This window comes from Paraburkholderia sp. GAS32 (assembly GCF_050434225.1).
Classification (GTDB): domain Bacteria; phylum Pseudomonadota; class Gammaproteobacteria; order Burkholderiales; family Burkholderiaceae; genus Paraburkholderia; species Paraburkholderia madseniana.
The window spans coordinates 365,633-377,626 of record NZ_JBNPVS010000005.1 but is presented as its reverse complement, the minus strand read 5'-3'; the positions used below and the strand labels follow the sequence as shown (position 1 = coordinate 377,626).

Annotated in this window: 9 protein-coding genes and 1 pseudogene; 3 read left to right on the top strand and 7 right to left on the bottom strand. The window is 60.7% G+C overall.

Annotated features, from left to right (window positions below):
- The first annotated feature begins 242 nt into the window (after nt 1-242).
- Both styD and P3T25_RS09190 read left to right on the top strand, forming a co-directional pair.
- Nucleotides 243-1,723 (top strand): annotated as a pseudogene (gene styD, locus P3T25_RS09195) (phenylacetaldehyde dehydrogenase StyD).
- Nucleotides 1,724-1,870: 147 nt separating this feature from the next.
- Nucleotides 1,871-2,806: a LysR substrate-binding domain-containing protein gene (locus P3T25_RS09190; RefSeq protein ID WP_154559302.1), complete on the top strand. Its 936-nt coding sequence runs from the start codon at nt 1,871-1,873 to the stop codon at nt 2,804-2,806.
- A gap of 11 nt (nt 2,807-2,817) precedes the next feature.
- On the opposite strand, the gene P3T25_RS09185 is transcribed toward P3T25_RS09190, so the two are convergent.
- From P3T25_RS09185 to aldA, 4 genes are all read right to left on the bottom strand, one after another.
- The gene (locus P3T25_RS09185) at nt 2,818-4,479 is read right to left on the bottom strand and encodes a GMC family oxidoreductase (protein ID WP_429357937.1); all 1,662 of its coding nucleotides are present in this window, start codon (nt 4,477-4,479) and stop codon (nt 2,818-2,820) included.
- Nucleotides 4,480-4,583: 104 nt separating this feature from the next.
- On the bottom strand, nt 4,584-5,801 hold the full coding sequence (locus P3T25_RS09180) for a mandelate racemase/muconate lactonizing enzyme family protein (RefSeq protein ID WP_429357936.1): 1,218 nt from the start codon (nt 5,799-5,801) through the stop codon (nt 4,584-4,586).
- Entirely contained in the window at nt 5,802-7,124 is a 1,323-nt protein-coding gene (locus tag P3T25_RS09175) for an MFS transporter (protein WP_429357935.1), read from the bottom strand.
- Between the two features lie 159 nt (nt 7,125-7,283).
- Nucleotides 7,284-8,708: an aldehyde dehydrogenase gene (gene aldA / locus P3T25_RS09170; RefSeq protein WP_429357934.1), complete on the bottom strand. Its 1,425-nt coding sequence runs from the start codon at nt 8,706-8,708 to the stop codon at nt 7,284-7,286.
- A 283-nt stretch (nt 8,709-8,991) separates the two neighbouring features.
- Here aldA and P3T25_RS09165 point away from each other — a divergent pair, with 283 nt between their 5' ends.
- Nucleotides 8,992-10,149 carry a porin gene (locus P3T25_RS09165; protein WP_233468737.1) on the top strand — a complete coding sequence of 386 codons (1,158 nt, stop codon included), beginning with the start codon at nt 8,992-8,994 and terminating at the stop codon, nt 10,147-10,149.
- 126 nt (nt 10,150-10,275) lie between these two features.
- Here the strand turns inward: P3T25_RS09165 and P3T25_RS09160 are convergent, their stop codons facing one another.
- The 3 genes from P3T25_RS09160 to P3T25_RS09150 form a co-directional block, all read right to left on the bottom strand.
- Nucleotides 10,276-10,593: an ArsR/SmtB family transcription factor gene (locus P3T25_RS09160; protein ID WP_429357933.1), complete on the bottom strand. Its 318-nt coding sequence runs from the start codon at nt 10,591-10,593 to the stop codon at nt 10,276-10,278.
- Nucleotides 10,594-10,627: 34 nt separating this feature from the next.
- Complete coding sequence (locus tag P3T25_RS09155; RefSeq protein ID WP_429357932.1) at nt 10,628-11,113, bottom strand: SRPBCC family protein; 486 nt, start codon at nt 11,111-11,113, stop codon at nt 10,628-10,630.
- A gap of 127 nt (nt 11,114-11,240) precedes the next feature.
- Entirely contained in the window at nt 11,241-11,915 is a 675-nt protein-coding gene (locus tag P3T25_RS09150) for a type IV pili methyl-accepting chemotaxis transducer N-terminal domain-containing protein (RefSeq protein WP_429357931.1), read from the bottom strand.
- Nucleotides 11,916-11,994: the final 79 nt, after the last annotated feature.

Below are 11,994 nucleotides of genomic sequence, written 5' to 3'. Positions count from 1 at the left end.
TTCTGTTCGTGCGTCAGGTCCTTGAAATCGGGCATCTTCGTCATGTCCTTCACTATGCACAGCCTGGTGGCAGTTTACAAGCGCTGAATAGTTACGCGGCATGCAAAGAAAAGTAGGTGCCGCCCCGCACAGGGGCAACGCTAATAGACCACTAGCAATTCAAGGAAAGGCCAAAGCCCCAGGCAAGCAAACAAAGCGACAACCGAATAGCACCACCACCATCGCCCCGTCGGAGACAAATGATGCCCGAACAGAAAACCCCAGCAAAGCTGCCAACCACAATGTTCATCAACGGCGAAAAAACCCCAAGCGCCGCAGGCAAAACCTTCCCCATCTACAACCCATCGACAGGCGAAGAACTAGCCCACCTCCCAGACGCATCAGAAACCGACATCGACCACGCGGTCAAAACCTCAAAAGCAGCCTTCGAGTCAGACACCTGGCGCAGAATGCCGCCAGCCGCTCGTGAACGTCTGATGCTAAAACTAGCCGACCTGGTAGAACAACACACTGACGAACTAGCCACATTAGAAACCCTAAACCAGGGAAAACTAATAGCCTTCTCCAAGATGCTGGAAGTCTCAGGCAGCGTCCAATGGCTCCGCTACATGGCCGGCTGGGCCACCAAAATCGAGGGCACCACCTTCGACGTGTCGATCCCCTTCCCACCCGGCACCCGCTACAACGCCTCAACAAAACGCGTCCCAGCAGGCGTAGTCGCCGCAATCGTGCCGTGGAATTTCCCGCTCCTGATGGCGGTCTGGAAGATCGCCCCAGCCCTCGCATGCGGTTGCACCGTCGTGCTGAAACCAGCGGAAGAAACGCCTTTAACAGCAATCCGCCTGGCCGAACTGGCCTATGAAGCCGGCTTCCCTCCGGGCGTATTCAACGTCGTCACAGGCCGCGGCGAAACCGCCGGCGCAGCGCTAGTCAAGCATCCGCTCGTGAACAAAGTCACCTTCACGGGATCAACAGAAGTGGGCCGCATCATCGGCCGCCAATGCGCAGGCGATCTGAAACGCGCATCGCTGGAACTGGGCGGCAAGAGCCCCGTGATCGTACTGGACGACTGCGACCCGAAGAAAGCGATCGAAGGCGCCGCCGGCGCGATTTTCTTCAACCACGGGCAGGTCTGTACCGCGGGTTCCCGCCTGTACGTTGCGCGCTCGATTTACGACGAAGTGGTGGAAGGTATCGCCGCCGTGGCCGATGGAATCGCATTAGGTTCCGGTTTCGATGCGGCTACGCAGATGGGCCCGATGGTTTCCGCACGGCACCGCGACAAGGTCATGGGAATGATCGCGCAAGGCCGCCAGGAAGGCGGCGAGATCCTGTCACGTGACGCGGCCGTTGATGCGGATGGCTTCTTTGTCCGCCCGCCGGTCATTGCCAATCGCGCATGCAAGCCGCTTTCCGTGGTCAGGGAGGAGGTTTTCGGACCGGTGCTGGTGGCGATGCCTTATGACGATATCGATGAGGTCCTGATTCAGGCCAACGCATCGGAATATGGTCTTGGCGCGAGTGTGTGGACGAATCAGCTCGACAAGGCGCTGCGGCTGGTTGACGGCATCGAAGCGGGGACCGTTTGGGTCAACACGCACAACATGGTCGATCCCGCCATGCCGTTCGGCGGGTTCAAGGCGTCGGGGATCGGACGTGAGCACGGCAAGGCCATTGTGGATGCTTATATACGGAAAGCAAGTCGGTCTGCATCGCGTATTGACCGGTCGCTGCACGTCTTGCGGCACGAACACATCGTCGCCGCAAGACGTGCAGACCTGTAACACCTCGAGGGCAACACAGTAAAATACCAGGCACCCGCGCCGCTGCGCGTCAGCCTACCCTTGGGTGCCCAATCTTGAAACGCAAAATGCCCGCGCTGAACGCGCTGAAAGCCTTCGAAGTCGCCGGCCGCACGGGCAGCTTCACGCGCGCAGCGGAACTGCTGAACGTGACGCAAAGCGCGGTCAGCCGGCAAGTCCGGCAACTGGAAGCCCAACTCGGCGAGACCTTGCTCCAGCGTCACCATCACCACCTCGAACTCTCGGCCGCCGGCCGCATTCTCCTGCAAGCACTGCAACAATCATTCGACCGGATCGAGCTCACGGTTCGCAGCTTGCAGGAGAAAACCCATCGCAACCGTCTGCGTATCAACGCGCCACCCACCTTCACGAGCCGCTGGCTGATGCCGCGTCTCGGACGTCTGCGCGACGCGCATCCGCATCTCGAACTCAGCCTGTCGACCCGCATCGACGACAATCTCGCCGAATCGGGCGTGCTCGACTGCGCCATCCGCTTCGGCAACGGCGAGTGGGAAGGCGTGGACAACCGCTTGCTGATGAACGAACGGCACATCGCCGTCTGCGCCCCCGCGTTGCTCGCGCGCGAGGCAGGCCGCGCGGCCATCGATCTGAATCAGTTCACGCTGCTGCACGTGCTCGCGAGCGCCGATCAGCGCTATCTGACCTGGCAGCATTGGTTGAAGGCCGCCGGCATCGAGAACGTCGACACCCGCGGCGGCTACGAATTCGATCTGCTCGATCACGCGATCCAGGCCGCTATCGACGGGCTCGGCGTGACCATCGCCGATCGTCACATGATCGGGCGCGAACTCGCGGAAGGCCAACTCGTACAGGTGCTGAACGTGCACGTCGACGGACATCAGTCGTATTGGCTCGTCACGCGTGCGGAACAGGACGAGCTGCCGCACGTCGCGCTGTTCCGCGACTGGCTGCAGCAGGAGATCTGGTTGACCGAGCGCGCGCTCGATTCGTCGGAGTCGGCGCAGTTGGGCGAAGCGGATTGAGCCGGGCGAAGTCAGGCGGCCGCAGCGAGCTCCGCCGCTTCGGGTTTAAAGGCAGCTTCGACGGCAGCGTCCATGAGGATCATCTCGGCGCCCTTCTCCGCGACCATCATCGTCGGCGCATTGATGTTGCCCGATGTGATGTTCGGGAAGATCGACGCATCGACCACGCGCAAGCCGGTAATGCCGTGCACCCGCAACCGCGCATCGACCACCGAGGTGCGCGGGTCGTCGCCCATCGCGCACGAGCCGCACAGGTGATAGATCGAACCCGATTGCTCGCGGAAATACTGCAGGAAGCCTTCGCGCGTATTCACCTGCGGTCCCGGCGAGATTTCCTCTACCGTGATCTCCTTCAACGCCGGCGAAGCCATCACTTTGCGCACCAGTTCGCAACCCTGGATCACTTCGTCGATGTCTTTCTCCGTGGTCAACGCGTTGATGCGGATTTTCGCGGCGTCTTCGGCACGGTTCGACGCGATCTCGATCGAACCACGGCTCGTCGGCCGGCACGGGTTGAATGCCAGCAGGAAGCCCGAATACGGCTCGGGTTCGAGATTCGCCTTGTTGCTCTTCGGAATCCGGTACGACAGCGGATTGAAGTACAACTGCAGATTCGGCTGCACTTCCTGATCGTTGCCCTTGAAGAACCCGCCCGACTGGTTCACGCTCATCGCGAGCGGCCCCTTGCGCGTCAGCAGATACTGCAGGCCGAGCTTGAGCTTGCCGAGCAACGGGCGCATTTCGTCATTCAACGTCTTCACGTTCGCGCGATAGTAGAAGCTCACGCACAGATGGTCCTGCAGATTCTGCCCCACAGCGGGCAGTTCCTTGACCATCACGATGCGATGCTTCGCCAGCAATGCGCTGTCGCCTACGCCTGAGAGTTGCAGCAGCTTGGGCGAATCGACCGCGCCCGCCGACAGGATCACCTCGCGGTTCGCCATGAACTGCCGCGTGGCACCATTCTGCGTCACGCTCACACCAATTGCCCGCTGGTTGCCGTCGAATAGCACGCGGCTCGCGAGCACGTCTCGCTCGACCGTCAGGTTCTTGCGCGTCAGCACCGGATGCAGATATTCGAAGCTGCTCGACGAACGCTGCCCGTTGCGCGTATTCACGTCGTAGATGCCCGCGCCTTCGAATCGTTCACCGTTGAAGTCGTCGCTGCGCTTGTAGCCGGCCTGGTCGCAGCCTTTCAGGAACACGTGGCAGATCGGATGAACTGCATCTTTCATCGGCGAGATACGGATCGGGCCGTCCGCGCCGTGATACTCCGTGTTGCCGAGCGGATGCGATTCGAGCTTGCGGAAATACGGCAGCACGTCGCGAAACGCCCAGCCCTGATTGCCCGCCGCAGCCCAGTCGTCGAAATCATGCGGCTGGCCGCGCACGTAGATCATCGCGTTGATCGAGCCGGAACCGCCCTGCACCTTGCCGCGCGGGCAATAGATCGGCCGGTTGTCGAGTTCCTTTTCGGGCTCGCTGTAGTACATCCAGTTATAGGTTTCGTTGTAGTACGTCTTGGTGAAACCCACCGGGATCTTGAACCAGAACGAGCTGTCCTTGCCGCCCGCTTCGAGCAGCAGCACCGAATATTGGCCCGACGCCGAAAGGCGATTGGCGAGAATGCAGCCCGCCGAACCCGCGCCGACGATGATGTAATCGTAGTTCATGCTCTATGTCGCCAAGCGGCGCCCAATCCATTGAATGCGTAAAACAGCTTGAAACCCGGCAGCCTGAAACCCACGGCTTGAAACCCGGCAGCTTCAGCCCGGCCTCAACCCTTGGCCGGCGCGAGATCCTTCACGTCGGCAGGTTGTGCTGCCATCTGCAGATGCAGACGCTCCCCGGTGTACGGCGTGTGCTGCCGAACGACGTCCATGTTCAACTCCACGCCCAAGCCCGGTTCCTGCGACGGAATGATGTAGCCGTCTTCCCATTGAATCGGCTTCTTCAATACGGCCGCATGGAAACCATCCCACGTGCCGATGCTTTCCTGAATCAGGAAGTTCGGCGTGCAGGCTGCGAGCTGAATGCTGGCGGCCGCGCCGATCGGACCGTTGTATAGATGTGGCGCGATCTGCGCGTAATACACCTCGGCGATCGCCGCGACTTTCTTCGCTTCGAGCAGGCCGCCCACACGCGCCACGTTCAGTTGCAGAATCGACGCCGCGCCCGCTTCGAGCAGCTTGAAGAATTCATACTTGGTGGTCAGGCGCTCGCCCGCCGCAATCGGAATGCTCGTGTGCTGCGCGACCTGCGCCATCGCGCCTTCCTGTCCCGGCGGCACCGGTTCTTCGAACCACAACGGATCGTATTTCTCGAAGCGCTTGGCGAGCCGGATTGCCGACGACGGCACCATCTGCCCATGCGTGCCGAACAGCAGATCGGCCTTGCTGCCGACGGCTTCACGCACGCGGCGGCAGAAGGTCTCGCAGCGGTCGAGCACTTCCATCGACAACTGGTGACCCGAATACGCCGTGTACGGACCTGCCGGATCGAACTTCACCGCGGTGAAACCACGCTTGACGTTTTCAACCGCACATTCGGCAGCGAGATCGGGATCGTCGTAGTCGTATTCGCCGCGGCTGTTCTTCGGATACAGATAGGTGTACGAGCGCAGACGCTGGTTCACCATGCCGCCGAGCAGTTCATACACCGGCTTGTTCGCCGCCTTGCCGATAATGTCCCAGCACGCCATTTCCAGCCCGCTCACCACGCCCATCATCGTGAGATCGGGGCGTTGCGTGAAGCCGCTCGAATACGCTTCGCGCCAGAGCCGTTCGATATGGTGCGGATCCTTATCGAGCAGATAGCGGCCGAATACATCGTCGATGATGTGGGTCATCGCTTTCGGATGGAACGTCGCCGAATAGATTTCGCCGACGCCTTCAATACCGCAATCGGTCTTGAGCTTGACGAAGATCCAGTACATGCCGCCCACGTGCGGCGGCGGTACGGCGACGATATGCGTTTCGAGCGAGACGACTTTCATTTACGCAACCCCTTTTTTGTTAAGCATGTTTCTCAGCGCCAGGCCGGCGAAGCCGCCGAGCGCCGCCATTCCTGCCACATAGCCGAAGTAAAGCTGGTAACCGAAGACGCCCGGGAAGTTCTGCGTCAGATAGCCGTTGATCAACGGCAGGAACACGTCGGGCGAATAACCGAGTACGGAGATCAGGCCGATGGCGAGGCCCATCGTTTCGACCGGGATATTGCAGCGATCCAGGAGCGACCAGTACAGCCCGCGAATCGCGTAAGTCAGGATACCGATGAACAACACGAGGAACACCAGCAGCACATGGCTCGAGATACGCGGCGCCGCCATCAGACCCAGCAGCGACAATGCAGCGAGGAAGAGCGCGATCACCAGCACTGAGACCTTCGAATAACGGTCGCCGAGAAAACCGCCGCCGATGCCGCCGATCGGACGCATCCACAGCTTGAGCGTAGTGATCGTGCCGGCCATCACCACCGTCAAGCCGATCTCGCCTTCATGCAGATACGCGGAGAAGCTGTAAGTAGCCCAGAACACCTGGTAACCGCAGAACACGATAGCCGCGACCAGCCACAACTCAGGAATCGACGCGAGCGTTTTCAGATCGACCAGCACGTTGCTGCGTTTCTTCGTGGCACGGTTGGCGGCGGCGTCTTTAGCGCCTTGCTTATCTTTAACAAGCGCAAGCACCACGCCAAGTGCGATGCACAGAAACGCGTACATGTAGACGACCAGCTTGAAACCAGCCGCAACCGGCTCACCCCTGGTCTGCGTGAACCACGCGAACAGCGTGATCGCGATGGTCGCGAGCATCGCTTCGATCAGGCCGCGTCCGCCGTCGAGCAAACCGAAGAAACGGCCCTGCTCGTGCGTGCCGGCGATCATCGTCACGCGTTTGATGACGGCGGCCCAGAAGGTCAATCCAGTCGTCAAACCCCAACCGCCGAAGATCAGCATCAACATCTGGAACGACGGTGCGGTCGAATACCACAGGCCGAGCACGCCGGTTGCGATCAGCGAGAAGCAGATCAGGAGGCGCGGCGCGATCCGGTCGGCGAGCCAGCCGCTCGGCAAGTAACTCAGCAGAAAGATCGTGCCGAGCGACGAATACAGATAGCCGAGTTGACTATCGGTGATGTGGAACACTTCGAGCATCGTCGGCTGATAGACCTGCCGCAGATACAGAATCGGGTAAATCGCGCCGGCCGCCAAGACCAGCAACATGAGCTGGATGTAGCGTTGAGCCTTGTTGGCTTGCAATGCGGTTTCCGCGGCGCTTGAGGCGAGCGCAGCGGTGGTTTGAACGGGCTGAGATGACACGTGAGCGCTCCTGGAAGACACAGCGCCGGTTCACCGGGCCGCCGGGTCTTCAAATATTTTTATAAGTGCAGCGGACTTGCTGCGTTTCTGCGGGTTTCAAGGCGACGCGTGCCGTCTACTCCGAATCGCACGGCACGCGCCGGTTTCAGCTTTTCAGCTTTAGTACTTCATGACTACGAGACGGGTCTGCGTGAATTCGAGCATGCCGTGCTTGCCGTCGTCGCCGCCGAGACCCGAGCGTTTCCAGCCCGCATGGAAACCTTGATACGGATCGGCCGGCGTACGGTTCACATACAACTCGCCTGCCTCGATGCCGTTGGCGACCTTCATCGCACTGCGGTAGTTCTCGGTATAGAGCACCGACGACAAACCAAACTGATGGTCGTTGGCCATTTCCAGCGCTTCGTCGAGCGTGCGGTATTTGACGACCGGCATGATCGGACCGAAGGTTTCTTCCTGGATGATTTCCATGTTCTGACGGCAGTTCGACAGCAACGTGGCCGGATAGAAGAAGCCCTTGCCTTGCGGCAGCCTGCCGCCGGTTTCGAGCGTGGCGCCCGCGGCGAGCGCGCGTTCGACCATGCCGTGAATCGACTGGCGCGACGCGTCGTTGACAAGCGGCCCCATCAGCGACGGCTGTTCGCTGCGATCGCCGCTTTCCACCGCGCTCATGTGCTTCTTCAGCAGCGCGACGAAACGGTCATGCACGGTTTCCTGCACGTAGACGCGTTCGATCGCCGTGCAAAGCTGCCCGCAGTGAGTGGTTTTGGATGCGACCAGATCGCGCGCGGCCTTCTCCAGATCGGCATCTGCCTCGATGATCGCGGGCGTCTTGCCGCCCAGTTCGAGCGACGGCTTGGCGATGTTCGTCTTGCAGTATTCGAGCACCTTGCGGCCCGCGCCGACGCTGCCGGTCAGCGTGATCATGCCGACCTTCGGATGCGTGCAAAGCGCTTCGGCGGTTGCGTGATTCATCGCGAGAATGTTCACGACGCCGGCCGGCAACCCTGCCTTCTCAACCGCTCTTGCGATCTCGAACGCCGATGTCGGCGTGTTGTTGCTCGGGCGCACCACCACGGTATTGCCGGCGATCAGCGCGGGCGCCACCTTGCGCATGAACGTATAGACCGGGTAATTGAATGGGATCAGACACGCGACCACGCCGATCGGCTCGCGATGCAGCACGAGGTTTTCGTCGGGCGTGTCGCTCGGAATCACCTCGCCTTCGATGCGGCGCGCCCATTCGGCGTGGTAGCGGGTGATCTGGCCGGCGTAGATCGCTTCGCTGGTGGCGTCGGCGACGCTCTTGCCCGACTCCAGCGCGAGCGCCGCGCCAATGGCAGGCGCGCATTCGGTGAGCGCGTCGGCGAGCTTGTGCAGATAGACCGCGCGCTCGGCCGAAGGCAGCTTGCGCCAGCCCTTCTGGGCGGCGGCTGCGGCGTCGACTGCGGCGATAGCCTCGGCTTCGGTGGCGCCCGTGACGTGGGCAATCACGGCTTCGGTGGCGGGGTTGGTGACGGCGATGAGCTCGTCGCTTGCCGCGTCGATAAAGCAGCCGTTAGCAAAATTCCGACCGAGTCGCATGTCGTCTCCTGAAAACCTGGTGCGGTGGTGCATTGCCTTCGGCTATCGCCTTCATGCCAAAGGTGCGTGAACGGAATTTTTCTCTCCGGCACGGCGCGCCACAAGCGAATAATTCGCGGGACAAACATTCGAAAAAATCACGTTTATCCAGGGATGTGCCTCATACGCGAATCCCATCCCGAATAGCAGAATCCGGGCTTTGCCAAAAGCAGCGGCCTTTGCAAGCGGTCGAACCCCGTTTCGAACCACTGGGGTCACTCATTACCAACGTCTGGAGTTCACAATGAAAAAGAATGTCATCGCCACCGCCGCCTTCACGGCACTCACCTCGCTGGCGGCCCCGTCCGCCTTCGCGCAAAGCAGCGTGACCCTGTACGGCGTGCTCGATGAAGGCATTGATTACACCAACAACGCCGGGCGCGGCGCGGTCTGGGAAATGGCGAGCGGCTATGCGCAAGGCAGCCGCTGGGGCATGAAGGGTTCGGAAGATCTGGGCGGCGGCATGAAGGCCGTGTTTCAACTGGAAAACGGCTTCGACGTAAGCTCGGGGCGGCTTAACCAGGGCGGCCGCATGTTCGGCCGCCAGGCCTATGTGGGCTTGAGCGACAACCGGTTCGGCACGGTCACGCTCGGGCGCCAGTACGACTCGGTGGTCGACTACCTCGCGCAAACCACCGCCAACGGCAACTGGGCCGGCTACCTGTTTGCGCATCCGTACGACAACGACAATACGGACAACTCGTTCCGTCTCGGCAACAGCGTGAAGTACGCGAGCCCGGAAATCGCGGGCTTCCAGTTCGGCGGCGTGTACAGCTTCAGCAACGACACGAACTTCGCGAACAACCGCGCCTATAGCTTCGGTGGCCAGTACGCGAACGGCGGCCTGCTGATTGCAGCCGCGTACCTGCAGGCGAACAATCCGGGCGCAGGCTCGACCGGCGCGATCACCGCGAACGACGCGAGCTTCATCGCCGGACGCATGCGGGTGTTCGGCGCCGGCATCAACTACACGTTCGGTTCGGCGACCGCCGGTTTTGCTTACACCAACTCCAACTATAAGGACCCGACCGGCAACGGCTATATCGGCATCCCGTTGGCGGCATCGGGTGTCAGCCTGAATACGCTGAAGTACCAGAACTTCGAAGTGAACGGCAAATACCAGTTCACGCCGGCCTTCTTTATCGGCGCGCAGTATGTGTACACGATGGAGAACTACGATGCGTCGACTGGCAACGTGAAGCCGAAGATTCACTCGGTCGGTGTGATGGCGGATTACAACCTGTCCAAACGCACGGACGTTTATGTGCAGGGTGAGTATCAGAAGGTCGCTGGCGACTCGACCAATTCGATTCTCGACAACGCGTTCATTCCGGGTGTGCAGGCGCCGTCGTCGACGGGGAATCAGGTGGCTGTGCGGCTCGCGCTGCGGCACAAGTTCTGAGGGTTAGGGGATTGCTGCGCTGGAGCCGCGCTGTGAGCGGCTCCAGGCCACAGGTGTTCAATTTTTGGCGATGTTCACGTTCCGTATACATTCTGATTTTCTGAACGCGGGCGACCGCCAACGGCATCAATCCCCCTCCACCGCCGCCTTCAACCTCAGCAACGCGTGATCCCACTGCTGCGAGATCGCTTCGAGCGCTCGCCGCGCTTCTTCGAGGTGCGCCGGCTCGAACGCCCACAAGCGTTCACGGCCCACCTTGACGTCGCGCACGAGGCCCGCATTGGCAAGCACCTGCAAATGCTGCGTGACCGACTGCCGCGTAATCTCCGTGCCGGCGGTCAACTGCGCGATCGACATCGCACTGCCCGCGCACAACACGGCGATCAGACGCAGTCGCGTTTCGTCGCCGAGCGCCGCAAAAATCTGCGCAGAACTTCGCAGCATAGCCGCCTTCACTCGCGCATTGCCCACAGGCGGCTTATCCCTTGGCTACATGCTTTTCGATGTTGATCAACTGCTCTTCCCACCCGCCGCTATTCATGCGGAACGCTTCCTCGCGACGTGCGGCGGGAATTTGATCGAAACCCGATTCGACCACCCGCAGCAACGTGCCCGAATCGACCTCGCTCAACTCGAATACGACCAGCGTGGTGGGCTCGGGCGAGTAGTCGACCGACACATCGACCGCGGCCGGATGCCAGCGAAACGACAGATGATGTTCCGGCTCGATGCGCTCAACCAGCGCGTCCATGACCAGATGCTCATAACCCGGATAGGTGATGTTGCCTTGCACGGATTGTCCGGCGACAAACTGTTTGCCGCTGAAATCTACGCAAAACCATTTGCCGAATTCCTCAGCGTTGGACACCGCGCGCCACACTCGCGAGCGCGGCGCCTTCAGCAGGATCTGTTTTTCGATGCGGTCAGTCGACGCGTTGTTGGGTGTGTCAGATGAGATTGTCATATATGCAGCCTCCTGACTGCATATTAGGCTCGCAACCGACGACATGCAAGTATCTGCCTGCATATTCTCAGGTGGCACCCTGCTTTTCCACTGAGGGACAGCCAAACAGGTCGCCACAGGCGTTTGCTTATCCCGCCGAAGTCTTCTGCACAAACGCGGTCACCACAGCCTCAAGTTCCTTGGTGATGGAAGTCATCACGCCCGCTATCACGGCGAACTCCCGGCCAGTCACATTCGAGCGGCTCGCCACGATCTGGCCGTTGAACGAGACAATATGTGCTTCCTTTGCGATCGCTTTGATCCGCTCGATGAGATCCTGCTGGCCCTTCTTCTGCGCCCGCGCAATGCGCCGGCTTTCCTGCTCGTAGACAGCGGTCACGGTGTGCAGATGCGTCAGCAACGGATCGACGGAACCGATCAACGCGTTCAGTGCTTCATTGGCGCGCGGCGAGCCGCGTTCGATCGCTTCCAACGCCACCGAGGCCAGCGCGATAAAGTCCGTGATCTTCTTCGCAACGTTCCCGCTGCCGTGAAAAGCTTCGCGCAACGCCGGCGAGAACAGTCCGGGCAAGCCGTCGCGGCCTTGCACCAGCGCCGTGTGGCTGTCTGAAAACGTACGCAAGGTCTCCCGCGCGATCACCATCGCACCGTCGAACTGTTGAAACGCCAACATCGACTGCAACGCGATGCGCTGCGACAGCATCCGTTGACGGCCCGCCATGTTGATCAACGAGCTCAATACCTCGCTGGAGACGTCCGCTTCGGACGGCGGTGCTTGAACCCGATCTTTCGTGATGCTCATGTCATCTGCTTATGATTCGATTGACCTCTTCTCGCCAGCCGGCATCCGCGCCGCATGACCGCCATCGGCAGACAAGCCT

Coding starts and splice junctions, on each gene's coding strand:
- P3T25_RS09155 (WP_429357932.1), bottom strand. CDS start 11,113: ATGACAATCTCATCTGACACACCCAACAACGCGTCGACTGACCGCATC.
- P3T25_RS09160 (WP_429357933.1), bottom strand. CDS start 10,593: ATGCTGCGAAGTTCTGCGCAGATTTTTGCGGCGCTCGGCGACGAAACG.
- P3T25_RS09150 (WP_429357931.1), bottom strand. CDS start 11,915: ATGAGCATCACGAAAGATCGGGTTCAAGCACCGCCGTCCGAAGCGGAC.
- aldA (WP_429357934.1), bottom strand. CDS start 8,708: ATGCGACTCGGTCGGAATTTTGCTAACGGCTGCTTTATCGACGCGGCA.
- P3T25_RS09185 (WP_429357937.1), bottom strand. CDS start 4,479: ATGAACTACGATTACATCATCGTCGGCGCGGGTTCGGCGGGCTGCATT.
- P3T25_RS09165 (WP_233468737.1), top strand. CDS start 8,992: ATGAAAAAGAATGTCATCGCCACCGCCGCCTTCACGGCACTCACCTCG.
- P3T25_RS09180 (WP_429357936.1), bottom strand. CDS start 5,801: ATGAAAGTCGTCTCGCTCGAAACGCATATCGTCGCCGTACCGCCGCCG.
- P3T25_RS09190 (WP_154559302.1), top strand. CDS start 1,871: ATGCCCGCGCTGAACGCGCTGAAAGCCTTCGAAGTCGCCGGCCGCACG.